This window comes from Leifsonia sp. ALI-44-B (genome assembly GCF_001984125.1).
Lineage (GTDB): Bacteria > Actinomycetota > Actinomycetes > Actinomycetales > Microbacteriaceae > Okibacterium.
In genome coordinates this window covers 912,540-936,989 of record NZ_MTQL01000007.1, presented here as the reverse complement: position 1 = coordinate 936,989, position 24,450 = coordinate 912,540, and the positions used below count along the sequence as shown (strand labels likewise).

At 65.1% G+C, this 24,450-nt stretch carries 25 protein-coding genes; 6 read left to right on the top strand and 19 right to left on the bottom strand.

The genetic code is table 11. The features are described from left to right. Positions 1-19: 19 nt before the first annotated feature. The 7 genes from ALI44B_RS11425 to ALI44B_RS11395 form a co-directional block, all read right to left on the bottom strand. Positions 20-1,768 carry a hypothetical protein gene (locus ALI44B_RS11425; RefSeq protein ID WP_077054774.1) on the bottom strand — a complete coding sequence of 583 codons (1,749 nt, stop codon included), beginning with the start codon at positions 1,766-1,768 and terminating at the stop codon, positions 20-22. A 223-nt stretch (positions 1,769-1,991) separates the two neighbouring features. Beyond that, positions 1,992-2,576 (bottom strand): hypothetical protein, encoded by a 585-nt coding sequence (locus ALI44B_RS11420; protein WP_143459206.1) that lies wholly within the window; start codon positions 2,574-2,576, stop codon positions 1,992-1,994. A 54-nt stretch (positions 2,577-2,630) separates the two neighbouring features. Beyond that, positions 2,631-3,590, bottom strand: a complete 960-nt coding sequence (locus tag ALI44B_RS11415) for a hypothetical protein (RefSeq protein ID WP_143459204.1) — start codon at positions 3,588-3,590, stop codon at positions 2,631-2,633. Positions 3,591-3,686: 96 nt separating this feature from the next. Then, on the bottom strand, positions 3,687-4,364 hold the full coding sequence (locus ALI44B_RS11410; RefSeq protein ID WP_286140842.1) for an MFS transporter: 678 nt from the start codon (positions 4,362-4,364) through the stop codon (positions 3,687-3,689). Between the two features lie 159 nt (positions 4,365-4,523). Next, the gene (locus ALI44B_RS11405; RefSeq protein WP_077054771.1) at positions 4,524-4,787 is read right to left on the bottom strand and encodes a GNAT family N-acetyltransferase; all 264 of its coding nucleotides are present in this window, start codon (positions 4,785-4,787) and stop codon (positions 4,524-4,526) included. A gap of 156 nt (positions 4,788-4,943) precedes the next feature. After that, positions 4,944-5,636 (bottom strand): SDR family NAD(P)-dependent oxidoreductase, encoded by a 693-nt coding sequence (locus ALI44B_RS11400; protein WP_077054770.1) that lies wholly within the window; start codon positions 5,634-5,636, stop codon positions 4,944-4,946. Positions 5,637-5,657: 21 nt separating this feature from the next. Beyond that, the gene (locus ALI44B_RS11395) at positions 5,658-5,981 is read right to left on the bottom strand and encodes a putative quinol monooxygenase (protein WP_077054769.1); all 324 of its coding nucleotides are present in this window, start codon (positions 5,979-5,981) and stop codon (positions 5,658-5,660) included. Positions 5,982-6,146: 165 nt separating this feature from the next. Here ALI44B_RS11395 and ALI44B_RS11390 point away from each other — a divergent pair, with 165 nt between their 5' ends. Next, positions 6,147-7,004, top strand: coding sequence for a helix-turn-helix transcriptional regulator (locus tag ALI44B_RS11390; RefSeq protein ID WP_077054768.1), 858 nt, complete (start codon positions 6,147-6,149; stop codon positions 7,002-7,004). 105 nt (positions 7,005-7,109) lie between these two features. On the opposite strand, the gene ALI44B_RS11385 is transcribed toward ALI44B_RS11390, so the two are convergent. From ALI44B_RS11385 to ALI44B_RS11375, 3 genes are read right to left on the bottom strand one after another with little or no spacing between them, the layout of a single operon-like run. Continuing rightward, on the bottom strand, positions 7,110-7,424 hold the full coding sequence (locus ALI44B_RS11385; protein ID WP_077054767.1) for a DMT family transporter: 315 nt from the start codon (positions 7,422-7,424) through the stop codon (positions 7,110-7,112). Continuing rightward, entirely contained in the window at positions 7,424-7,771 is a 348-nt protein-coding gene (locus tag ALI44B_RS11380; RefSeq protein ID WP_077054766.1) for a DMT family transporter, read from the bottom strand. The genes ALI44B_RS11385 and ALI44B_RS11380 overlap by 1 nt, the downstream gene beginning before the upstream one ends. Beyond that, the gene (locus tag ALI44B_RS11375) at positions 7,768-8,382 is read right to left on the bottom strand and encodes a TetR/AcrR family transcriptional regulator (RefSeq protein ID WP_077054765.1); all 615 of its coding nucleotides are present in this window, start codon (positions 8,380-8,382) and stop codon (positions 7,768-7,770) included. Before ALI44B_RS11375 ends, ALI44B_RS11380 begins: the two co-directional genes overlap by 4 nt. Positions 8,383-8,507: 125 nt before the next feature. Here ALI44B_RS11375 and ALI44B_RS11370 point away from each other — a divergent pair, with 125 nt between their 5' ends. Continuing rightward, positions 8,508-9,257: a MerR family transcriptional regulator gene (locus ALI44B_RS11370; RefSeq protein WP_077054764.1), complete on the top strand. Its 750-nt coding sequence runs from the start codon at positions 8,508-8,510 to the stop codon at positions 9,255-9,257. Positions 9,258-9,418: 161 nt separating this feature from the next. On the opposite strand, the gene ALI44B_RS11365 is transcribed toward ALI44B_RS11370, so the two are convergent. From ALI44B_RS11365 to ALI44B_RS11350, 4 genes are read right to left on the bottom strand one after another with little or no spacing between them, the layout of a single operon-like run. Continuing rightward, entirely contained in the window at positions 9,419-10,204 is a 786-nt protein-coding gene (locus ALI44B_RS11365; RefSeq protein ID WP_077054763.1) for an SDR family NAD(P)-dependent oxidoreductase, read from the bottom strand. A 38-nt stretch (positions 10,205-10,242) separates the two neighbouring features. Beyond that, positions 10,243-12,492, bottom strand: a complete 2,250-nt coding sequence (locus ALI44B_RS11360; RefSeq protein WP_077054762.1) for a glycoside hydrolase family 3 C-terminal domain-containing protein — start codon at positions 12,490-12,492, stop codon at positions 10,243-10,245. After that, positions 12,489-14,984: an alpha-L-rhamnosidase gene (locus ALI44B_RS11355; protein ID WP_077054761.1), complete on the bottom strand. Its 2,496-nt coding sequence runs from the start codon at positions 14,982-14,984 to the stop codon at positions 12,489-12,491. Before ALI44B_RS11355 ends, ALI44B_RS11360 begins: the two co-directional genes overlap by 4 nt. Positions 14,985-15,014: 30 nt before the next feature. Further along, positions 15,015-16,367, bottom strand: coding sequence for an MFS transporter (locus tag ALI44B_RS11350; RefSeq protein ID WP_077054760.1), 1,353 nt, complete (start codon positions 16,365-16,367; stop codon positions 15,015-15,017). Positions 16,368-16,579: 212 nt separating this feature from the next. Between ALI44B_RS11350 and ALI44B_RS11345 the strand changes: the two genes are divergently transcribed. Next, entirely contained in the window at positions 16,580-17,605 is a 1,026-nt protein-coding gene (locus ALI44B_RS11345; protein ID WP_077054759.1) for a LacI family DNA-binding transcriptional regulator, read from the top strand. 57 nt (positions 17,606-17,662) lie between these two features. On the opposite strand, the gene ALI44B_RS11340 is transcribed toward ALI44B_RS11345, so the two are convergent. The 4 genes from ALI44B_RS11340 to ALI44B_RS11325 form a co-directional block, all read right to left on the bottom strand. After that, on the bottom strand, positions 17,663-18,205 hold the full coding sequence (locus tag ALI44B_RS11340) for a hypothetical protein (protein ID WP_077054758.1): 543 nt from the start codon (positions 18,203-18,205) through the stop codon (positions 17,663-17,665). Between the two features lie 28 nt (positions 18,206-18,233). Beyond that, on the bottom strand, positions 18,234-18,803 hold the full coding sequence (locus ALI44B_RS11335) for a hypothetical protein (RefSeq protein ID WP_077054757.1): 570 nt from the start codon (positions 18,801-18,803) through the stop codon (positions 18,234-18,236). A 142-nt stretch (positions 18,804-18,945) separates the two neighbouring features. After that, positions 18,946-19,233: a DUF1905 domain-containing protein gene (locus tag ALI44B_RS11330; protein ID WP_238592188.1), complete on the bottom strand. Its 288-nt coding sequence runs from the start codon at positions 19,231-19,233 to the stop codon at positions 18,946-18,948. Positions 19,234-19,346: 113 nt separating this feature from the next. Next, the gene (locus tag ALI44B_RS11325; RefSeq protein WP_143459202.1) at positions 19,347-19,580 is read right to left on the bottom strand and encodes a hypothetical protein; all 234 of its coding nucleotides are present in this window, start codon (positions 19,578-19,580) and stop codon (positions 19,347-19,349) included. 325 nt (positions 19,581-19,905) lie between these two features. On the opposite strand from ALI44B_RS11325, the gene ALI44B_RS11320 reads away from it, so the two are divergent. Continuing rightward, positions 19,906-20,736 (top strand): hypothetical protein, encoded by an 831-nt coding sequence (locus ALI44B_RS11320; protein ID WP_077054755.1) that lies wholly within the window; start codon positions 19,906-19,908, stop codon positions 20,734-20,736. A gap of 92 nt (positions 20,737-20,828) precedes the next feature. Here the strand turns inward: ALI44B_RS11320 and ALI44B_RS16575 are convergent, their stop codons facing one another. Then, positions 20,829-21,047 carry an RNA polymerase sigma factor gene (locus ALI44B_RS16575; protein ID WP_083709912.1) on the bottom strand — a complete coding sequence of 73 codons (219 nt, stop codon included), beginning with the start codon at positions 21,045-21,047 and terminating at the stop codon, positions 20,829-20,831. 240 nt (positions 21,048-21,287) lie between these two features. On the opposite strand from ALI44B_RS16575, the gene ALI44B_RS16440 reads away from it, so the two are divergent. Together ALI44B_RS16440 and ALI44B_RS11305 are read left to right on the top strand one after the other, a co-directional pair. Continuing rightward, positions 21,288-23,825, top strand: a complete 2,538-nt coding sequence (locus ALI44B_RS16440) for a helix-turn-helix transcriptional regulator (RefSeq protein WP_077054754.1) — start codon at positions 21,288-21,290, stop codon at positions 23,823-23,825. After that, entirely contained in the window at positions 23,822-24,409 is a 588-nt protein-coding gene (locus ALI44B_RS11305; RefSeq protein WP_077054753.1) for an ECF transporter S component, read from the top strand. The genes ALI44B_RS16440 and ALI44B_RS11305 overlap by 4 nt, the downstream gene beginning before the upstream one ends. Positions 24,410-24,450 lie beyond the last annotated feature (41 nt).

Here is a 24,450-nt window from a genome sequence, read left to right as displayed (position 1 = left end):
TGATGCGGCCTAGCCGCGATCAGTCGAATGAAATGCTCCCGGGGGTCCAGTCAACGATCTTCGCCGTTGTCACACCAGTGTCGGCCCCGGGGATCAACCGGAACGTGTCACCGGGACGGAGGGTCACGGGATCGATCCCTGGCTCGAGCTGTACGGAGTGCGCGGTGCTGGCCAGAGGATGATCGACCGTGTAGGTCCGGTTCCCGAGCTGGAACACGGGCGCTTCCGCCATGACCATGGTGTGGCCATGGGCAGCAGCGTTCACTGCGACTTCCGCGATGCGCGCTGCCTCGGCATCGTCTTCGGGCACCTGGAACGTGACCTCTGTCCAGTTCCATTGATGCGCAGTGCCTCCATAAATCGAAGCTAAGAGCGAGAGATAGCGGAACTGACCGTCGGTGACCTCGGCGATTGAGGGCATGACGAGAACAGATACGGTGTAGGTCTGCAACTGAACGAGGTGCCGCGCAACAGGAAGATGAATCGCTTCCAGCGCCGCCGGCAGGACTGTTCCGTGCGCTCGAATCAGCGACCTGCTGTTGCCGGTCTCCACGGAGATGACATCTTCTTCACTAATGCGCAGCAAGGTTTCGAGCTCATCGCGGACAGCCTCCGGGTTCCGCTCATCGACGTTCCCCATCCGCACTTGTGCGTAAACGTCCTCGCCTTGCTTGAAACGTAACTCGAAGTTGAGTGTCCGCTCGGGGGTGTCTGCAACGAGACGTAACCAGCCGGTATGCGCACCGACAGTGCGTGCGGCAACGAGCAGCGGCAAGCGGAACCGACTCTCGCCGTCGCTTGTGATGCATCGCAGGTAGAGCGACGGCGCATCGTCGCGATCCCTTCCAACGAATGAGACTGTTGATTCGACCGGCCCGTCCTCTGAGAAAGGGCCACCAACAGTTGTGCTTCTGACGTGCGCGCTTTGGAACGGAACACCCCATTCGGACCAGGCTCGCACAGCGTCGTGTTCAGGTGTACCCGGTGCCGCCAGGAACTCGAGATTCAGGCTGATGGGATCGATCTCACCGGCATCCGCGGAGCGCGGCACTATGGACTCGCTCTTCCACCTAGAGTCCCCTAGGTAGGTCATCCTGTGATACACCGCCGGATCATCATCGGGCGGCAGCGGAACCTCATGAGCGTTAGCCGCCGTGCGGGTGCCATGCTCGATGCGGTAGTTCTCGCTCACCGTGTCGCGGATCGCGTCGAGCGCGTCCTGCCGGGTCGCAATTGCATCGAGCATCGTCAGGGATTCACCACGTTCGACTGGCGAAGACGCGAGCATCGCCTTCTGGCTGATGAACTGCTCCAACACCGCCTCACCCTGGACGAACCGTTGCATGGTCTCGGGATAGCGGTCCGCCAGACCAGCGATGAAAGCGTCGCTGTCCCACTGGCACGGGAACGACGCGTCCGCGGTGAGCTCATCGAACGAAGCAATGCGCTCCTCGGTCGGCGTCCAAGGCGTCACGAGGTAGTAGTGGGCGATCCGATATTCGCCCGGTGCAACATGTTCTTCAACAAACCGCTCCCAAGACTTCCTGACCTGGCGAAATTGGCTATCGGTCATCGCTGTCGTAAAGCCTTTGATCTGCCAGATCTCGAGACCACCGGCCGTCGAACGAAGGATGTCGATGCCACCATCACCCTGTGACGGATTGACCTGCCGTGCGCCGGTGTACTCGCGACGCAAGAGGGTCGCGACAAGAGACTCGATCGAGTCTCCGCTTCGCTGCTGAATCAGCGGCCAGTCGTAAGTAGGCACACTCCAAGACTACGAATTGGGCCGGAGGCGTTGGGCGGGACGCGCCGCTACACGACGTTCAAGTCGGCTACCGGTCCGCGTGTGTCGATCACGTCCCAGAGCCCCACCGAGCAATCAGTTCGACCAGCAGCAATCCTGAGGTCAGGCACGCAACTCCAGCGGGTGAGAAGCGGGCTGCATGAATCCGCGGTGCCCTAATCAAAGGGAAGGTAGGGCATATTGGTTAGGACGCCTGTTGTTTGTTGGCCCAGTACTTGCTGACTTCGGGGGCCGGAGCGAGCTTGTTTGGTTTGTCGTCTTCAGCACTCTTCGCTGCCACCATCAGCACTTCAAAGAAGAGCGAGCTCAAGCGGACGAATTTCACCACTGCTATCAACAGAGTGAGTTCAAAAGCCCATCGCACAGCCACCGGTAGCCAACCCTCGGGCGACTTGGACGGATCGAGCAGAAGAGCAATAATCGCGACGAGAGCGGACAACATCGCCGCTCGGAACACGCTTCGCCAGTTCCTGGCCAAAATATCCGCCCCCTGGGACCGAAGCGCGTCGGCGCGATTTCCCTTCGCCGAGCTCAATTGGCCGATGGCTATGCCAGTGAAAGACCCGAGCAGCGACACCACAATTGCTGTGGCGGAGTACACCGACCTACGATCGGCGGGCAGGGCGGCTCCAAGGATATCCACCTGAGACCAGGTACCCACGCATAGCAAATGGATAGTCACCAACGCGCCGGCGATAACCAAGTCAGTCCAGATATGGTCAAGCCAGAAGTCACGAATCCCAGAGGACATAGCCTTTAGCTTTGGCATCCCCATCTCCCTTCATGAGCCGGGTCCGACACTAGCGGCGCCCACTGACGCTACTCACGTTACGTCGACAATCGCCTTCAGCTCTTCCGCGTTCTCCTGCGCAACTTGCAGGATCGCTCGCACAGCCGAGGTGTTCCGGATCGGGCTGCCGTCTTCTGCGGTGGTTGCGATCTTACGCTTAGCGGTGATCTTTTGCTTTGCGAAGTCGACCTCCTGAGAGTGCGAAGTTTCGTCAGGATCGAAGAAGATCAACTTCGCCTTCGCCTTAGCTACTTCATTGTTGTCTGACGCATCCGCGATGATGCCAGCCTCTTTGTGAATAGCCTCTCGACCGTCGGTCTGGTCGCGCGCCTTAGACGCACTCAAGATGACCGTCACTGTCATAGGGCCATACTCTTCTTTTACTGTCCGAAGAATGTCGGAGAGCTTTGAGCCCCGCCGCTGTAGGGCATCCGCTTGGTTGGTGTGCATTTTGACTTCGATCTGAGTTGCTTCAGCCGAGCGCCTGATGAGCTCCTGGGCCTCATGGGAAACGAGCGCCTGGGCTTCAAGAATGACCCCCTCGCCGAATAATCTCAGCCCGCTCATCCATTCCACGAGCGCTGTAGGCGTAGGCGCGGTGGTGGAACCCTGGATGATGCCGAAGATGTTCCCGAAGCTCAGAAAAGCCACGATCGAAGTTTCGACCAGGCGCTCTACGTCGTCCAGATCAAGCTCGGTGAGAGATTGGGCCTCCGGGTTATAGACATCGAGCCAGGCGTCCTCATCGCGAACCAGCATCAGCTTCAGGTGCAGCTCGCCGTCAACAGAAAGGACTTCGCCGATCAGTGTGCGAGTGGGCCCGGTGTGGACGCGCTCTCGGAGCGGCGCCTCCTTAATGGTGCCCAAGATCCCATCCCAATCGGCGTGATCCATGCGCTCGTTCACTGAGGCATTCTCCCAACGAACGAGTTCGTAGAAGTTGATCGTCCTGACACGATCTTTTACCCCGGTCGCTGCCCCCACTTGTGCCACTGATACTCCTATGAATCGATGCGTTTGTAAGTAATCTGGTCGCAACCTACCAGCCGCGAAAGGCCACATCTAAAGAAAACCCCCGTGTCGACGCGACTATGTCCGAGTGCGGCAACAGTCGCCGCTGCATTGACTGACATAGGGCTCCCCGCCAGCGGACCAAAAGGACAAGATCCGCGCCTCGCGAGAACTCTTCGGTTGCGCTCGCAGAATGACAATGAGCGCTCCGGCGATGACGGCAACGGCGGTGAGGCCGAGGAACGCCCAGCGCCAGTCGAAGGTCATCCCCAGCGATGAGCCGAGAGGTGTCCCGAGCGCGAAACCGACGGGAGCTCCGACCGACACGATGGATAAGGAGAGACCTGCATACCGGGCGGGGCTGATTCTCCGGCCGTAAGCGGCGAGCATTCCCCAGATGATTCCGGAGAACGCGCCGGCGATGAATCGTGTGACGAGCGATAAAGTGACGTCGCTCGAGACCGCGGTGACGCTGTTGGCGATGATCAGCCCCGCGATCACGGTCAGAAGAAGCGGTTTGCGGCGCATCCCCCTGGTCAGTGTGATGGCGGGCATGGTGACGATCACGGTGCCCAGCGCATAGGCGCTGACGAACAGCCCCACGGTGCCCTCGGTCGTGTTCATGCCGTCGGCGATGACAGGCAGAAGACCCGCCGGCATCGTCTCCATGGCCACGAGAACGAACCCGATGGACGCCAGCGGCAAGCGGTCGGCGTCGACAGGGCGAGGTGGTGCGGTGGTAGGCGCGGCAGTCATGCGACTCCTAGAACGTGAGGAACAGTCGTTCCAGTGAACGGGACTACCGCCGCGCGTGGGAGTCTCCACGGAAGCGTGTACTGACAAGGCATCCCACATGGACGGTTGCACGGAATGTGGTCGAGAACATGGACAATCAGGCCGAGGTTCGCGAGTTCCTCATGTCCCATCGCGCAAAAGTCCCGAGTTGGTTTCCCGCAGCGCAAGCTGTAACCATTCGCCAGGTAGGGGGAACGTCCGGTCGCGCTGATCGGCGACGAGGCGTTCAGCATCCGCCCGTGAATAGTCGGTGTCCCACGACTGGTACCGCGCCACGTCTGGGTCGCGCCGGTATGCCGTGAAAACGTCGATGTCTCGCGCCGAAAGCGGTTCGATGGTCAGGCGCGGGGTCGTCAGCAAGACGTCGAGGTCAGTCGAGGGCATGAGGCGAGAATAATCGACCGCGAAATCGCTGGCCGTGTCCTATCCGAGATACGACACGGCCAGCGGGTTCGATCGAATCGACGTCAGCGGCACTGGTCTCGGAATACGTCGGCGGTCAGTGGCCGAGCTCGACCACGAACGGGAAACAGCGGCGACTCACCAGGGCAGGACGCCATCGCGGTCGGTCACGGTTCCGGTCGGGGTGTCGGCACCGAGGGTGGCGATTCGGATCGCTGCAGCTGCGCCCTCTTCGACGCTGTGTCCGAGGTGGCCGGTGAACGCGGTTGCGGTCTGGCCGGGGTCGACCGCGTTGAAGCGCACGTCGGGTGTGGTCTTGGCGTATTGCATGGTCAGCATCGTCACCGCTGTCTTCGAGGACCCGTAGGCGGCAAGCGGGTACTTCGACTCGACCCGCTCGGGGTCGTGAATCAAGGTGAATGACCCCAGACCGCTGGTGACGTTGATGACCGACGGCGCCGCCGATTCGCGGAGTAGGGGCAAGAATGCGTTGGTGACGCGAACGACACCGAACACGTTGGTCTCGTAGACGGCGCGGAGCTGGTCGACGGTCATGTCCTCAGGCGAGGTGACGTCGCCGAGAATCCCCGCATTGTTGATGAGGATGTCGAGGCGGCCGGCCTGATCCCGAATCGTGTCGACCGCCGCCGCGACGGAATGGTCGTCGGTCACGTCGATCTGCACGAACGATGCGCCGAGCGTCTCGGCGGCCTGGCGGCCTCGTTCAGGGTCGCGGGCGCCGATCCATACGGTCTGCCCTTCCGCTACGAGGCGCCTGGCTGTTTCGTAGCCGATGCCCTTATTGCCGCCGGTGATGAGGGTGATGGTCATTATTTGTTCCTTGTTCTTGTGTCAGTGGGTGGGGCGGAAGGGGCGGAGTAGCGTGATGCCGTCTTCGATGGACCCGTCGATCAGGTCGAGCATCTGAGGAACGAGCTCTTGCATGCGAGGTGCGCTCAAGTGGGCGTCGAGGTGTTCCCGGGTCTCCCAGCGTTCATAGATGACGAACGCTCCGGCCTGCCCGTCGACCTCGTGGGCCTCATAGTCGATGTTCCCGGCGTCATTCCGCGATGGGGTCACAGCGGCGGCGATGAAAGCCTTGAGGTCGGCTTCTTTCCCGGATTTGGCTGTGGTTTCCCAGATGACAGTGACGTATCCATTCGATGTGGCGGTCATTCTTATCTTCCTTCGTCGGTGGTTATGACTCTCAGCGTGCTCGTCGCGAGCGGGGCTAACCAGAGAAAGATCGTGCTACCCACCGAGGGCAGAGTGACAACGATGGCGCCAGCATGGGAAAGGCGTTCCTAGGCTGAAATTCGACGGGTGGCGCAGAATAGGGGCATGCCAGCCGACGCCGATACTCTCGCCGATCTGTTGCGCGCCTGGCGGGGTCGTTTGCTTCCCGAGGATGTCGGGATGGAGTCCTACGGGCGGCGACGGACAGCGGGGCTGCGCCGGGAAGAACTCGCCCAGCTCGCCGGTGTCAGCGTCGACTACGTGATGCGGCTGGAACAAGGGCGCTCCCGCACGCCATCGGCCCAAATCGTGGCATCCCTCGGCAGGGCCCTTCAACTCGACCGGACCGAGACAGACCTCTTCTACCGCGCCGCAGGTTTGGCAGCACCCGGTGCAGGGGCCGTCTCACATCACATTCCCCCGGGCGTCCAACGGATGCTGGTGCGCATGTCCGATCTCCCGCTCGCGGTGTTCGCTGCCGACTGGACGTTGCTGCACTCCAACTCGCTGTGGCAGATGCTTTTCGGCTCCCCGTCCGTGCTGAGCGCGCCTGGCCAGAACCTCATCGTGCAAACGTTCATCGACGACAGCATCGCCGACATCACCACCGCCCACGGCGGCCCGGATGCCTTCGAACGGGCCCTCGTCGCGGACCTGCGCCGCACCGCCGCGACCGTCAGCGGCGATGTACGCCTCCAGGCCTTCATCGCTCAGATCAGGGAGCGAAGTCCTCGCTTCGAAACTCTCTGGAACGAAGGCCGAGCGGCCGCCCACCAATCGATGGTCAAAACCGTGCACAGCCCCCTCGTCGGTGATATCACTCTCGACTGCGATGTCGTCACCGTGCCCGACACCGACATCAAACTCGTCGTCTACTCCACGACGAAGAGCAGCCCGGATGCGGCGAAGCTCGACTTTCTCCGAGTCGGCGCCCTCCGAACGCCGATCGCCGCCGACGCCTGAGCCAGACGGGGCCATCCGACATCTGAAGCTCGTATCCGGGAGCTTCCGCCCTGCGGGTTCGATCGAATCGACGTCGGCGGGATTGGTCTCGGGATACGTAGACGGTCAGTGGCCGAGTTCGACCAGGAACACGCCGGCGATGATGAGGCCGATGCCCGCGAGCATCGTGCCCGTCAGCGGGTCCTTGAAGAGGACGCGTCCGAGGATTGCGGTCAGCGCGACGCCCGTGGCGGCCCAGATGCCGTAGGCGATGCCGATCGGCAGGCCGAGGGTGAGCGCGACCGCGAGCAGCGAGAAGGCGACGAGATATCCCGAGACGACGGCGATGTACCAGCGTTTGTTGCCGTCGGTCGCGAGTTTGAGGCTGATCGTGGCGAAAACCTCGGTGAGGATCGCGATTGCGAGCAGGAGCCAGCCCATCAGCGTGCCGCCTTTCCGCGCGCCGCGAGAGCCCGCTGTGATCCGATTTCGACGAGAAGCACGCCGGCCGCGATGAGCGCGATGCCGCCGAGCATGACCGGAGTGAGGGCCTGACCGAAGAGAACCGCCGCCATCACGGCGGTCAGCGCAACACCCGACGCGCCCCAGATGCCGTAAGCCACGCCGATCGCCATGCCGGAACGCAGCACCCGGATGAGGAGCGCGAAGGACGCGAGGTATCCGGCGACGACGAGCGCATACCAGCCCGGCTGATCGACGGCGGCCTGCATAGAGAGCGCGGCCGTGACCTCGGACAGGATCGCGGCGCCGAGATAGATCCACTTCATGCTGCGTCCTCCTCTGCCAGGGTGGCTAGCGCATCCGCTGCGACAGCGATCGATTGCTCGGCCGCCGCATCATCCCGGTCGCTGAGCCACGACGAGGTGATGCCCTCGGAAACGGCGATGAACACCCGGGACACCTGAACCACGGGCCTGCGCCACGAGATGCCGTGTGCCGACGACCACGCTTCCACGTTGGCGGTGACCTCTTGGAGGTAGGAATCGTGTTCCCACCGGGCGAGGTCGTGCAGCGCGGGGTCGCGCCGCGCCAACGAGATGAGCTCGGTGAGCGCGAGAGCCGCGTCGGGTCGCGCCCGAACAAGGTCGAGATTCGCTCGGATGCCGGCCGTGATCTTCGCGGTCACAGCCGGCGAGTCGATCTCCACGGCGAAAGCAGCCGCCATCGAGCGGCGAAGCTCTCGCTCGAGAACCGCGCGGAACAGATCCGCCTTCGAGCCGAAGCAATAGTGGAACGCACCGTGCGGCAGGCCGGCGCGAGCCGTCACGGCCCGCGTGGTGACGGCCGGAAGTCCGTCGTCGGTCATCACGGCGAGGGCGGCGTCGACCAGTTGCTCTCGCCGCTCCTCGACGCTTCGGTGTTCCTGGGGTGTCGTCATGCGTCGACCATAACCCAACTTGGCCACATGGCCAAGTCCTGTGAATATCGCTCTGACTCGAATTACTTGACTCTGCCGTTGCGTCAACTGGGATGGTTGCAGATATGGGAGAGAAGGGAGCAGGCATGCAGGAGTGGCCGATCAAGGATGTGGCTCGCGCGACCGGGCTGACCAGCCGACCGCTTCGGCACTATGAGCAGATCGGGTTGCTGCGGCCCTCGCGGGTGGCGAGCAACGGGTATCGGTTCTATGGGGATGCGGAGCTGTCGAGGCTTTATCGCATTCTGTCGTTGCGTGCGCTTGATGTGCCCCTTGCCGACATCCGGATTGCGCTTGATGACGATGCGTCGCTGGCCGAGACGATCCGGGCCCACCTCGCGCTTCTCGAAGAGCGCCGAGAACGAACGAATCAGCAGATCGCCGTCGTCAGGCAAACCCTGGATGCGGTGCAGAAAGGACAAGAGATGAGCATCGAAGAGGTATTCGCGGGCTTCGACCCGAGCCAGTACGAGACCGAAGTGCGACAGCGCTGGGGTGACAACGCGTGGGAGGACAGCGCGCGGCGCCGAGACCGGATGTCGGAGGACGAACGGCGGGCCGACGATGCACGCAGCCTGGATGTGAACGCTGCGTTGCGGGCGGCGGCCGAGGCAGGCACAGACCCGGCGTCGGAGGCATTCCAGGCGCTGGTCGGGAGCCATCACCGGTGGGTGACTGAACAGTGGAACGGGCGGAAGCCTGATCGGGATTCGTACGCGGGGCTCGCCCAGCTTTACGTCACCGACTCACGATTTGCCGCGACATACGGTGGCCAGGCCAACGCAGAAGCAATCCGCGGCGCCATTCAGACGTGGATCGAAACGAACCTGGAGTAGAGGACCAAGACATCCGGAGACCTTCGACATTTGAGACCGTCGCCGGCTTGGTCGAAGGCCCGGCCTCCCACCTCGCACCTGAACCCCTGCACCGCCTCGAACCGACAGTGGTGCTCGCCGCCGCCACGTAACGGCGGCGAGGCCCGAGGCCCTAGGCCCGGTCAGGCGTGCGTTCCACCGTCGATTCGGATCTCCGTTCCCGTGATGAACGCACCGTCCGCGCTCGCCAGCATGGCAACGACACCGGCGACCGCGTCGGGTGCGGCAAAGCCGCTGCCGAGAATGGGCTGCAGTTTCATCATGAGGCTGTAGTCGACGTCGTCCGGCAAGCCCGGGCCCACGCTCTGGCCGCTCTTGCCCGCGCCGCTCGTCATGCCCGACGAAATCGATCCGGGCTGCACCGACGTGAACCGGATGCCGTCCTTGGCGTATTCACCGGCGAGAGCGTGGGTCATCGACTGGATGCCTCCCTTGCTCGCGGCGTAAGCGGCCATATAGGGGTGGGCGAAGCCGGCCGACGTGGAACTGAAGTTCACGACGGCAGCGTCGTTCCCGTACTGGAGTGCCGGAAGGGCCTCGCGGATCATGAGGAAGGTTCCGACGAGGTTGACCCGGATGATCTGCTCGAAGCTGTCCAGGCTGGTGGCCGCCGTGTGGGAGGAACGCAGGATGCCTGCAGCGTTCACGAGGACGTCGAGTCCGCCGAGGATGGCGAGGGCCTCCTTGACGCCTCGCTTGACCGAGCCCTCGTCGCCGATGTCGATGAGCACCGTGTGAAGGCGTTCGCGATCCGCGCCGGCTTGCGCCACGGTGTCGGCCAAGCCCGCCTCGCTGATATCGGCGGCTACGACCACCCCGCCCTCGGCGAGGATGCGCAGGGTCGTCGCCTGCCCGATCCCCGAGCCGGCGCCCGTGATGAGGACTCGTCGCGTGTCATATCTGTTCATGTGTGTCTCCTGTGGCTGGGGTGGTGGGCCGGCGGTCGTTATCGAGAACCCATGGAGGATCTCGAGAGTTGCATCATCTGTTCCAGGGCTTCTTCGGGAATGGCCCCCTGAACGAAAGCGAGGAACTGCTGCATCGGCATGGATTCGACCATCTTGAGCTGGTCGGGGTTGTCGGCCGCCTGCTGGGCCTGCTCCTCCGACATCCCCGCCGACATGCCCTGCATCAGCAGGGGTCCTACCTCGGGATGGCCGAACCACTCGCCGACCGTGGACGACAGCGTGAGTTCCCGCACGATCGTGTCGCCGGCGAGCGAGACGGCCACCTGATGCGTGATGGTCGCCGAATCGGTGCCGACCTGAATCAGGTGCTCACCGGCAGCGACCACCCAACGATCGAGCTCGATGTCCCAGTAGGCGAAGGCACGGTGATCGAGCGTCAGGGTGACGGTGGCGGTCTCCCCCGGTTGGAGATCGACCTTGGCGAAGGCGCGCAGCTCCCGCATCGGTCGGCGGACAGGCGCGATCGCCGGCGCCACGTAAAGCTGCACGACGTGCTTGCCCGCCCGATCACCGGTGTTCGTCACCGTGACATCGACCTCCACGTCGGCGACGCCGACGACCCGCGCGACGATGCTCTGCGTCGAGAAGTCGGTATAGCTGAGTCCGTGACCGAATGGGTATCGCACCGGCACGCCGGCCGAGGTGTAGTACCGATACCCGACGAAGACTCCTTCGCCGTAGCGGACATGGCCTTGCTCGCCGGGGAAGTTCGCCCAGCTGGGGTTGTCCTCCAGGCGCAGAGGAATGGACTCGGCCAGGTGGCCCGACGGGTTGACGTGGCCGAAGAGCACGTCCGACACGGCAGAACCGGTCGCCTGGCCGAGAAGCCACCCTTCCAGGATGGCGTCCACCTCGTCGTGCCAGCCCTCGAGCGAAACGACGCCCCCGTTGGAGAGAACGACGACGGTCTTCGCCGCCGTCTCGGCGACCGCATGGATGAGCTCGACCTGCGCGGTGGGAAGCGCGAGCGTCTCGCGGTCGAAGCCCTCAGATTCGTCGCGATCTCCGAGGCCGACGAAGAGCACGGCGACGTCCGCCCGCGCGGCGACGGCGACCGCTTCGGCGCGGAGCGCGGCCGCGTCGCCGGAATCGTCGACCATGAACCCGGTCGCGTGCTCGACGGTCACACCCTCCGCCCAAGACTGGTCGCGGATCGCGTCGAGTGCGGCGTCGACCCGGGTGGGGTTGATGTGCGAGCTGCCGCCGCCCTGGAAGCGGGGTGCGGTCGCGAAAGCACCGATGACGGCGACGCGGGTGTCCGGGCGGATGGGCAGGGTGGCATCGCCGTTCTTCAGCAAGACGATCGAGTCGGCCGCGACCTGACGCGCGAGGGCGTGGTGCCCGTCGACGTCGAGATCACCGGTTGGCTCGCTCGCAAACTCGGTGAGCGCCACGACGCGACGGACGGATTCGTCGACGAGACGCTCATCGAGCAGTCCGGAGCGCACCGCGTCGACGACCTGTCGGTCGGTGGCTCCGCCGCTGCCGGGCATCTCCAGGTCCATGCCGGCGGCCACACCCGCGACGCGGTCGCTGACGGCACCCCAGTCGGAGACGACGGCACCCTCGAAGCCCCAGTCGGTGCGGAGGACATCGGTGAGCAGCCACCGGTTGTGGGAGGCGTAGACGCCGTTGATCTTGTTGTAGGCACACATCACGGTCGCCGGTTCGGCCTCGCGGACGACTCTTTCGAAGGCCGGGAAGTAGATCTCGCGAAGGGTGCGGTGGTCGACATCGGCGCTGACGCGCATCCGTTCGTGTTCTTGGTTGTTCGCGGCGAAGTGCTTCACCGAGGCCCCGACGCCTGTCTTCTGCAACGCCGAGACGTGAGCAGCGCCGAGCACGCCCGAGAGGTAGGGGTCTTCGGAGTAGTACTCGAAGTTCCGGCCACACAGGGGGCTGCGCTTGATGTTCACGCCCGGCCCGAGCACGACGGAGACGCCGAAGGCGCGAGCCTCCCGACCGACGGCGGCACCCACCGTTGCGGCGAGTTGCGGGTCCCAACTGCTGCCAACGGCAACAGCCAGGGGGAAGCAGGTGGAGGGAAGGCTGTCGTTGATTCCGAGGTGGTCAGCCTCCCCTGCCTGGCGGCGCACCCCGTGGGGGCCGTCGGTGAGAACGATCGAGGGGATGCCTGCATCGGGCAAGCTCTTCGTCGACCAGAAGTCGGCGCCCGAGAGGAGTGAGGCCTTCTGCTCGAGGGTCAGTGAGGATAGATCGAATGTCATGCGGATGCTCCGGTGGTTGCGGCGTCGAGGGACGCTTCGAGATCGGTCTTCAATTCCTCGGACGCGCCGGGGATGTAGTCGAGAAGGGTTCTGATGGACAGGGCCGCCGCTTCCGGGGCGTTGCCGTCCAGCGGCACGCCGGGGACGTGTCGGCCGAACGCGTCGGTGAACAGGCGCCACGCGTTCGGATCGGCGGCGACCTCGCTCAGCGTGGAATCGAGGCTGTACGCGCCACCCTGGTTCGAGGCCTTCACGGGGTAACTCCACTCGTGCGTGCCGGCAGAGATCTCGATGGTCTTCGCATCCGGGTGCAGCGGTAGGGCTACCTCAGCAGAGGTGCCGGCCGGGATGGTGACCAGCACACGAGCCTCGCCGTCGGCGATCCGCCAGTCCACGACGACTTCGCCGTGACCGGTGGTGTGTCTGAGCACGGCGGAGGTGATGTCGCGACCGGGCTGAGGCGCGACGCGCATCCTCGAGTAGCCGGGTTCGACCGCGGTGAGGCCACCGATCGTGCGGTGCATCCAGTCGACGACGGCGCCGAGGGCGTAGTGATTCAGGGATGTCATGCCGGACGGGTTGATCGAGCCGTCGGGTCGGATCGAGTCCCACCGTTCCCAGATCGTCGTGGCACCCATGGTCACCGGGTAGAGGAAGGAGGGACAGCCTGTCTCCAGCAGCAGCAGGTACGCGGCGTCGAGATGCCCCGTCGCGGACAGCGCGTCGGTGACCAACGGGGTTCCGGCGAACCCGGTGGAGATGCGGTAGCCGGCCTGGGCGACGATCGACGCGAGCCTGTCTCCCGCGTGCGCTCTCTGAGACGCGTCGAGGATGTCGAACGCGATCGCGAGGGCGTATGCGGTCGCGGTCTCGTTGACGACTCGTCCGGTCTTGCTGACGTACTCGTCGAGGAAGGCGGTGCGCACGCGCTCGGCGAGCGCACCGAACTCGGCGGCGTCGTCGGATCGGCCGAGGATGGCGGCGGTATCGGCCATCTCGCGAGTGGTGCGGCAGAGGTATGCCGCGGCCACCAGGTGCCGGTCGGTCTTGCCGCCAGCCGGGTTGTCGGCCGGGGCGTCGGGGTCGAGCCAGTCCCCGTACTGGAATCCGGTGCTCCAGAGGCCGTTCTCGTCGAGCAGGCCGGCGACTTGGCGAATGAACCCGACCATCGAGGGATAGGCGTCAGCGAGGATCTGCGGGTCGCCGTACTCACGGTAGAGGGTCCAGGGCAGGCTGACGGCGACGTCACTCCAGAGCGCGGTCGGCGAGGATGGCGTCGACAGGACATCGGGCACGACCCAGGGCACGAAGCCCTTCTCCGCCTGCTCGGCCGCGAGATCGCGCAGCCACGACCCGAGGACGCCGCGGACGTCGTACAGGAAGGCGGCGGTCGGAGCGAAGGCGTTGATGTCACCGGTCCACCCCAGACGTTCGTCGCGCTGAGGGCAGTCCGTGGGGACTCCCACGAAGTTGTCCCGCATCGACCAGACCGCATTGGCGTGGAGCTGGTTGAGAAGGGCGTTGGATGTCTTCAGCCACCCCGTGCGCTCCATGTCGGAATGCACCACGATGGCACGCACGGCATCGGCGGTGAGTTCGCCTGGCCATCCGTCGACCTGCACGTAACGGAACCCGTGGAACGTGAACCGGGGTTCCCAGACCTCGAGACCGGAACCGCGCAGAGTGTATCGGTCGGTGGCCCGCGCGGTGCGGATGGTCTCGTAGTCGGGCTCCCCACCCGTCATGACCTCGGCGTGACGAAGGGTGATGGTCGTGCCGGCCGGACCCGTCACCTGCAGCCGCACCCAACCGGAGACGATCTGGCCGAAGTCCAGCACGGTGAGACCGGACGGCGTGGTGATGATCTGCACGGGGGGCAGCTCTTCGATGCGGCGGATGGGCGGCGCGGTGGGCTCGACCAGGGATTCGTGCGGCCAGTCGAGCAGCGCGACCCTCGTCCATGCGGAATCGTCGAAATCGGGGGCATCCCACCCAGACGGCTCCTGGCGGGCGTCGAATTCCTCACCGTCGTAGATGCTGTCGGACAGCATCCCGCCCGTGCTCGATCGGAAGGTGTCGTCGCTCGCAACCACCTCCGAGCTGCCGTCGGGGTACTCGAGTTCGAGCTGCAGCCAAGCCGCCGCCCGATCGGAGTAATGGTGGCGCTTGCCCTCCCATCCGAGTCGCCCCAGCGCCCATCCCTCGCCCACGATCGCGCCGAGCACATTGCTCCCGATGCGGATGCTGTCGGTGACCTCGTGCTTGCTGACCGCGAGGCGGTGGCGATACGACGTCCAACCGGGCGTGAGCACCTCGTCGCCCACCACCCCGCCGTTCAAATGGGGTTCGATCAGCCCCACGGCGGTGGCCCAGAGGGTGGCGGCGACGGGCGCGCGGGTGACGGTGAACTCCCTGCGGAAGTATGCGGCCGGCCCTTCGGGGTCGGGTGCTGCTGTCGTCGGGGTGATGAAGGCTGCGGTCCAGGTGGGCACGGCGATAGCTCCTAGGCGATGCGGGATGATTTAGCGGACGGATCGGATTCGGAGCACGACCAGGCCACCGACCAGGGTGAACGCGGCGGCGATGACGTAGAGCAACGTGTAGTTCTTGTCGCCCGTGACCGAGGCGCCGATCGTGAGCAGGAGCGGGGCGATGAACGGGGCGACGGCTTGCGGAATCGACACGGCGAAACTGATGATCCCCATGTACCGTCCGGCGTTGGTGTTCTTCTCGGGCAGCACATCGAGGATCAATGCCTGGTCGACGGCGGCGAACATCCCGATGCCGACCGAGGTGATGAGGGACCCGGTGTAGAGCAGCGGGATGTCGGACGCCAGCGCCATCACGATCGCACCGGTCGCGAACAACACGGCGCCGAGGAGAACGAACACGCGCCGCCGGCGCACCCGGTCGGACAAGAAGCCACCGCCGATGGCGCCCAGTGTGGTCGCTCCGATGCCGAACAGTCCGAGCGTGGCGATGATCGGAGCGACATCGGCCACCTCGACACCGAGTCGCGAGGCGAAGAAGAACGCGGTGAAAGTGGTGTTGAGCGTCAGACCGAAGTAGAACAGGAACCGGCCGAGCCAGACGAGCGAGAAGTCCGGGTGGCGACGGGGGTTGAACACATACTTGCTGAACAGCGTCTTCACGGAAAGCTGTTCGTCGAAGCGTGCGCCGCGGGTGTCCGGCTCCCTGGTGAACAGCACGAACAGGGCGACGAGGATCACGCCGACGAGACCCGGCAGGAGGAAGAGGAGAAGCGCATTGCCGGAGAACGAACCGGCGATGACGACGCCGAACACCGGTGCCACTTGGGTCGCGAACCCCGCGAGTCCGGCGACCTTCCCGCGCTGGGTCTCGGACAGTTTGTCGGCCATGGACGTCTGCAGGTTTTGCAGCACCTGACCCCAGCCGAGCTGCGCGAGGATCCAGCCGAGACCGAGCACCAGCACAGACGGCGCGAGAGCCATCACCACGAGGGACACCACTCCCAGCAGGGTGCCCGCGATCATGAACGGCCGGCGACGACCGATCCGGGTGCGCGTTCGGTCGCTGAGTACCCCGAAGAGCGGAGCGGTGAGCATGACGACGAGGGCGCCCGACCCGGTGATGTAGCCGAGGTACTCCTCGTGCCCGGGGGCGAGCTCCGCGAGGCGGATCGCCAGGGAGATCGCCAGCGGGGTGATGAACGCGACGAAGACGCCGAACTGGCCGAGCACCTGGAACCAGATGTAGGAGGTGCTCGCCTTGGTCTCGGGCGGCGTCTGCGCGCTGCCGATGATCTCATCGACGGCGGCCGGAGCAGCCGGGAACGGTTGCGCGGGGGCGGCTGACGCGCTGGGCGTCTCGCTCGGGGAAGGTTCGTGTGTCATAGGGACTCCATTGTCAGATTCGCGTCGGGTAGCGCGCGCTAGTTGTGCACTCTAGCTCGCGTCAACTAGCGCGCGCAAGTGGACCGTCGAAAAGGGAATATGAAGGATGCGCCCGGGCACGCTAGCCCACGCATCCGGCGAGCACAGCGGAAGAGCGCCGGTGCTAGCCTGGAGAACTAGACCGCGCAAGCGGAACGCAGCGAGGGGGGCCCGTGGGCACGCAGTCAGATGCCACCGACGCGAGGCCACGGCGCGTCACCGCGAAAGACATCGCAACGTCGCTCGGAGTCTCACGCGCGACCGTCGGATTCGTCCTGAACAACACGGCAGGGCAAACCATCTCCGAGGCAACCCGGCGTCGGGTCATCGCCGAGGCGAATCGACTCGGCTACCGCCCCCACGCGGCGGCCCGAGCGCTAGCCAGAGGGCGCACGAATACTGTGCTCCTGATCCTGCCCGACTGGCCGATCGACTTCAGCGTGCGGAACAACATCGAAGAAGCATCCAATGCCCTGGACGACGCGGGCTATGCCCTTCTGATCGCGACCCCGCACGACTCAGGACGCGCACGGCCACTCTGGGAGACCGTGGAACTGGACGCGGTCATCGGCTACCTCCCCTTCGCGCCTCGAACGGTTGAGGCCATGAGGGCCGCCGGAGTCACCCGCATCATTCCAGATCCGAACACGTCGGCTCCTCCGTATCGCGAGCCCGGCACGACCTTGCAGGTGGAGCACCTCGCTTCCCTGGGGCATCGCTCGCTGGCCTATGCAGACACCGCCGACCCACGCTTGGCGACTCTCGGGCACGAGCGTTGGGAGGCAGCCCAGCGTGCGTCCGAGGCGATGGGCTGCAGCATCCGCCGCCTGCCCATCGATTTGTACGACGAATCGGCGAACGCTGCGGCGCTAGCCTGGCGGTCGGAGGGAGTGACAGGGGTTCTCGCCTATAACGACGACGTGGCCGCGGCTCTGGCCGGCGCGGCTCTTCGCTCCGGAATCTCCGTTCCCGAGGAACTGTCGGTGATCGGCCACGACGACGCCCCCATCGCGAACCTCTTCGAACCTCGCCTGTCAACCATTCGGCTCGATACAGCCGGCTTCGGTCGGCAGCTCGCATCGCTAGCGATTGCCCGCATCGAAGGCTCGACGAGTGAACCATCCCAACTGGACACCCCGATAGTTCAGCTGATCGAGCGCTCGTCCACCGCGCCACTGGCCGGCCCGACCGCCCTCTAGAGGCACCGGCTGTGCGCTTCGGCCACGGAATTCATGGCGTCGTGATGCGACGGCTCGTCAGACGCTCGGGCGCCCGGCGACCGGCGCCCACACCCAGTTCTTGTCGTCGACGCGCGCGCCGCGGGCAAATGTGACGGAGCCGGTCGAGACGGCGATTCCGGATGCCGCAGCGGCCTGTTCGACGGCCCGCGCGAAGGCCGTCCACTCCTTCGCCCCCTGCGGGAAGCCCAGGTAGTCGCGGAACCGGCTCACGCTCAACACGCTCGCACCCGAGGACGGCTCGGTGGTGAGCTGCGCGACGACGTCATCCTTCTCGACCCACTTGATCGCCCAGCCGCCGCCGACGTGCGCGCCGGCCTTGCGGGGCATCGTCGCCACGGCCGCGTTGACCACGTGATGCGCGGCGGCCTCGTCGGCGTGGATGACGACCGTGCGGCCGAGGGCCTCGAGCACGCCGGGCAGTTTGCCGGCCGCATACTTCTCGCCGGCCTCACGACCGGCCGCATTCGCCCGACGTTTGAGGAACGGGCGAGCGATGGGCCATCCGATCAGCATCACGAGGATGAGGACGGCGAGCAGGATGATTCCGATGTTGTCCATGATGTGTGATCCGTTCTTTCCGGGCGGGTTAGAAGACGAGGACGACGTCGTCGCAGCTGGGTTCCTCGGCGAGTGCGGTGACGACGTCCTGGTCTTCGATCTGGCCGTAGGGAGAGGGCAGGTCGGCGTCCATGCTGTCCTCGTTGACGCTGTGCAGCAGAGGCGAGGCGGCGATCAGAACTCCGTCTTCGTTGCGGCCCCATTCGGGCACCTCGGCGGCGAACTCGTCGAGCTGGGACTGAGCCCAGGCGATCCGGGCATCCCAGTGCTTGCTGAAGTTGGCGACGATCGCATCACCCTCCTCCACCTCGGGCACATTCTTCTCGACGGCAGCTTTCTGCTCGCCGAGAAGGTCGATGAAGCCCTGCACGTTCTGCACCACAAACGCGTGCTGCTCTGCGGCAGACGGCTTCGACTCGATGTCGTCGTAGGTCTTGCGAAGCTGCTCTTCGGCTTCGGACGCTGTCGTCGTCGCGCCGCAGGTGGACTGGGCGAAAGCCACCAACGACTTCTCTTTCTCGGGAGAGTCGCCCGAGCATCCGACAAGCGACAGGGTTGCAACTGCCGCGAGGGCGGCGAAAGCGATTCGACGGGCCATGATGTCCTCACAGGAAGCGGGAAGGGTGGTCGTCGAAACGCTATCGGCGGACCACTCCGCACGCCATGGGCACCTGTGCCCACCCAGCCCTAGGTTGCGGGCCGAGGCAAGAGGGCCGCTCGTTCGAGCTGGAGGTCGGAGTTCAGGTGAGACGTTCGGTCAGATGAACGGTGACCGAATCGCCGAGGTCCTTGCCGAGCTTCTTCCGCAGCTTCGCGCTGATCGAGAGCATGTGCCCACCGACACCGGTTGGCATCAGCCCGGCTGTCAACGGCTCCCCGTCGACGGTCGCGACGACCTTCACCGACTTGCCGGTGCCGAACAGTTCGACCGAGCCTGGGACCTCGACGCAGGACCAGAGATCGCCCTTGACCGTGACCCCGATGGGGGCGGTGAACGTCACATCCATCTTGCCGGGGCTCGTGCTCACGGTGTGCTCCTCTGCTCGGTCGACGGCGACGCTGATCTGCGTCGAGAGTATCGAATGCCGCAGACGAATCCCCCGGCTGAGCCAGCCGGGGGATGTCGCGAATTGCGTGTCGGTTAGAAGTTCACCATGAGACGCCAGCGATACGGGACGCCATTGATGTAGGTATCCACCGTGCAGTACTGCTCGATTGCGGCGCTTTGCGCATAGCGGCCGGCCGCCTGCGAACAGGTGCCCAACGACTCATAGTGATAGACAGCTTGAGCCGCCTGGGCAGGCTGGATGCCCGCGAAAAGCAGTCCCCCGGCGACCGCCGCGACCGCCGCTGCTTTCAGTGATTTACGTTTCATGGTCGTCCCCATCCTGATTCGTGTTCCCCGGCCCCGAACGGTCGAGGCATGCCAACCCCCTTCCACAGACCGCGCACCCTTGTCACCCGTTCGGGGGTCTCTGTAGAGCCGACCGAGTCACGGCAACAACCGGATCTCGTCTACTCGCTCGCCCAAACCAATGGCCCACATTGTCTTGTCGCTTACTGGCCCGGCAGATACCGCGGCGCGACGGCCCCGCCGCGCAATCCCACACGCCATAGTGGACCCATGAGACTCGACATGGTCCACTGGCATAGACGCGTGAGAGTTCATGACCGCTCGTTGCCAGAGCAGAGGAAGTGACGTGGCGAAGCTGCGATATCTGGACACGTACCCGACCAACGGCCGCCAGGATGATCTCTGGCGAAGTGGCTTCCAAGACACCGATGACACCGACGCATACCTTCGAGTCGCGCAGCACATCGGTGAGTCGGTAAGCCTTCATCTACCTCCGGCGAGTATCGAAGCTCGGACATCATCGGTGCGCTTTTTCGTGCAAGGCACCTCAGGCAGTTCCGCGACCAGGTTGGAGGTCCCGGAGGGATCGAACGACAGCTTCGAAGATACCTACGTTTACGTGCCTGACGGATTCGTCGAGCTCGACCTGGGCTCACAAATTCGCATTGCCGGGGCCGTTGTACTGGCCGGGCTCACCCGCCTCTCGGAACTCCGCGATTGGGATGTCGACGCTGTGAAGCAGGCCTTCGCCGAAGCTCAGGATTCGGATTTTCGCGCTGCGATCGAGGGTCCCTGGAAAAGTAACCGGACGCGAAAGCGAAAAGCACGAATTACGGCCGTCGTGGAGACCACCGGGTACTCCACCGTCTCGCTGCACGTTTCCGAGGCAGGTGCAGTGAAAACGATCGGGCGCACCTCGGGGGACGCATCCCTGCTGGACCTCAAGAGAGCGACGAAGAAGTTGCAGTGGCAGGACGATATCCATGTGCAGTTCCCGTCTACTCAGGCGGTTTACGTTCGCAACCATTTTGAATGGATCACCGTCACCGTAGACACCGTCACTGGTCGTTGGACCGAAAGTCATGACCAACCTGAACTTCGCGTCACAACCGGCCTGCGTTCCCTCGAGTCCGAACCCGTGGTTGAGATTGTTCCCCGCAGAATCAAGATCCTGTGACCGTTGCAGGGATCGAACAGATCACCTACCCGGTTCGTCCCGCCGTGGAACAGTCCCACCCTCGAGCGGATCCGCCCCGGCACCGCAACCAATCACAGAGCATTTCCGCCGACCGCGGGGCCTCTGTGTGCGGTCGGCTCGTCCAGCTCCACCTTCAGCTCCGCACGGAGAGTGGCTCGAGCTTTCGATAGCCGTGAGCGCGCCGCGGATGCACTCACTCCGAGCACGATGGCCGCTTCATGAGAGTGGAAGCCATCCCAATAGATCAGCCGGATGAGTTCGGCATCATCTGGTTTGAGCTTGAAAGCTATGCCTCAGTAGATTCGTGCAGACGCTAGCCTGAAGACGTGGATCGCGGGAATCCACGAGAAGAATGGCAGCGCCACACGGCTTACTGCTGCGCTCAGGTTTGGGCCGACGCAAGTTGCCTTGGGCGTTGCAGCATCCACACATGCTTTTTCGACCAGGGAACTATGAAAGACACTCACCCCGAGATGCGGCGGCAGGACATGCCGCCCTGGCACACACGGAGACCCCGCCTCCTGACGGCCATGAACGAGACGCAAGCACGCCTCATCGTGCTGCAGGCGGGACGCGGTTTCGGCAAGTCGATGCTCATCTACGACTGGATGGGCAACCAGAAGGCGGAGCGAGACCTCGTCTGGGTTCCTCTCGACGCCACGATCACGAGCCCGCAACTCTTCTGGGATCTTGTGCTCACCGTCGCCGACTTCGCCGACACCGACACCGACACAGCCGCTGGCACGGATACGGACGCGGGCACGGACACGCCCGCCGCCGAGGAACGCCAGCCGGGGTGGCAACGCGCGTACGGGCACCTGCGGCGGAGCACCCGGCCCATCACCGTGGTCATCGACGGAGGGGAACGCCTCGCGCTGGCCGGCGTGGGCGAAGAGGTGGCCCGGATTCTGCGGCTCGTGCCCGACCTGCGGCTCGTCGTCGCATCCCGCAATCCGGGAATCGTCGAAACACTCGACCCCGATCACTATCTCGACGCCGCCGTCATCACCGAAGAGGCCTTGGCGTTCACGCTCGACGACGTGCGAGCGGCCGCCGCGGCACGACGCCTGTCCTTGACGGATGAACGCGTCCACTCGCTCTTCGACGAGACCGCCGGGTGGCCGCACGCCGTAGGCCTGGTTTTGCGCGAAATCGAGGCGGGCGGCACCGCTCGGGCGACGGGAATCCGCGTTCAAAACAGTCTGCGCTCCGCGCTCCGCGCCGCCTCCGGCACACAGCCCCGGCACGTGTTCATGACCGTCGCGGCGCTGGGGCGCGGCGACGAGGCGCGCGCCCTCGCCGTCGGCGTGCCCGCCGAACAATGGAAGAGCGCCACGGCATCGCTCGAACAGGCGGGCTTCGGATGGTGGTCGAGCACCGAGAACGGTCACTTCCGCGTCGTGCCGATCGTCCAACGCGCAGCACGCGCCGAGCTCGAGGCGACGCACCCCGGCGACCTGAAAGCGATCGATGGCCGCATGTCGCGCCACCTCAGTGATTCGAAAGATCATGCCGGCGCGTTCCTCGCCGCGCTCGACGCCGAGGAATGGGATCTCGCCGAGAGGATCCTCATTCGCAACTACGCCCTCATCGTCGCCGCGTTCATGGAGGGCCAGCCGGTCATGCCCCGCCGGCGCTTCTCGGCGCGGAAGAACCTGTTCCTCGCCGTCTTCGCGGGCGTCGAACAGTACTCGCACGGACGGCACTTCGCGGCCGCCCGCTACTTCGCCACCGTGATCGCGCTGGCCGAGGCGCAACGCTTCACCGACCACGGCCGGACCTCGGCCGAGAGGGTCTTGGCTCAGGGTTTCCTGCTCATCGGCGCCCGGCTTTCGGGTCTCTACGCCGTGGTGCCGCGGGCACTCGATCGATTCCTCGCGCTCCTCGCGCGCGCGGACGACCCCCACCACGATCTCAGCTTCCTCGAGGAGATCATCGGAGTGCAGACGGCGACGACGGCGCTCTACCTCGGTGACACGCAGGCCGCCCGATCGCTCCTCGCCGGCTCTGTGCGGTGGAAGGACGACGGCGAGATCAACAGCACCACTTTCCACTGGCTGTCGCTCCGCGCCCTGGTCGAGGTGGCCGACGGAGACCATGCGGCCGCACGCGCAACGCTCCGACATCTCTGGTCGGTGCCGGCACCCGAGCGCCTGCTGAACAGTTTCTACGCCGTGCCCGCCCACACCGCCGAAGCCATCCTGGCCATCGAGCGCGGCGATCTCGACGCCGCCGGGGTCGAACTCGACGCCACCCGAGCGCACTGGGCGACGATGGAACACTGGCCGATCACCCTGGCGGTGCGCGTGCGCCTGACGTGGAAACAGCACGGCGCCGCGGCCGCGCTGGGTCTGCTCGACGACGACATGCGCCAGAAGAAACACCGCCCGAACATCTCGCCCTTCCTGACCGCCACCCTCACGGCTTTGCGCATGGATCTGCTGCTGGCCGATCTGCGCAACGCCGAAGCAGAAGCGTTGGCGCAAGCCGAGCAGGGGTCGCGATACGCACCTCTCGCCGCCGCCATCCTGCGGGTTCACCTGGTGCAGGGCCGCTCTGCCGAAGCGCTGTCCGGCGCCCGCAAACTGCACCACGGCGGCGATGTGGGTCATTCGGATGCCATCGGCGTACTTCTCCTCGCCGCCTCGGCGTCGCTGCGGCTGGGCGAAGAGTCCACCGCATCCGACTACTTCCAAGCCGCCCTGCGCATCTCGCGTCGCACCGCGCAGATCGACCCCTTCGCCTTCATGGTGCGCGACGACTTCCTGCGGCTGAGCGCGGCTGAGGCCGACGAAGAGGCGAACGCAGCTTGGCTCTCCACCGTCGCCGAAACCGTCGCGAGTCAGCCGGCGTACGTCACGCTCGAGCATCCGCGGGTCGGCCTCACGCGGCGCGAACGGATCGTTTTGTCGCACCTGGCCGGCGATCGCACCCTCGCCGAGATCGCCGCCGAGCTGAACGTGTCGGTGAACACGGTGCGCAATCAGACCGCCTCCATCTATCGCAAGCTGGGTGTGACCCGTCGCGAAGATGCGGTTCCCGCGGCGAGACGGGCACGGATGCTGTGACCGCCACCCGCCCGGCCCGCCGCGCCACCCCACGACTCTCGACCCGCGACCTGCTGGTCTGCGCCGTCTTTGCCACCGCCGGCGCCCTTCTCGTCATCGCCATCTCACCGGTCACGGGCGTTCTGGCGGTCGTCTCGCCGCTCGCGTATGCGGCGGTCGCCAGCGTCTCGGCGACGGGCACATTGCTCGCCGTGCGCTGGACGAGGGCGCCGGGCGCCGCCGTCGTCACCGCCCTGACCGCCGGCCTGATCGCCGCCGCGTTCACGCCGTTCGCCGCGATCACGCTCGGGGCCCTGCTCCTCCCCGCACTGGCGATGGAGCTCGCGTTCGCCGCGTGTCGCTACCGCTTCGAGAGGCGCCGCACCTGGGTGATCGGGCCGGCAGCTGGCGGCCTCGCGATCGGCGTCGCGTCGCTGCCGATCATCAATCCGACTCTCCTGACACCCGGGTTCATTGCCGCCGTCATCGCCATCCGTATCGTCGCCTATATCGGCGCGGGTGCGCTGTCGGCCGTCGTCTTCGCCGGGCTGCAGCGCGCCGGCATCCGCCCGCCGCGGAAATCGCAACCCGGCATCCGGCGTTAGCCCCGAGAAATATTCACGTCGCCGCGTCGCTCGTCGCCGCT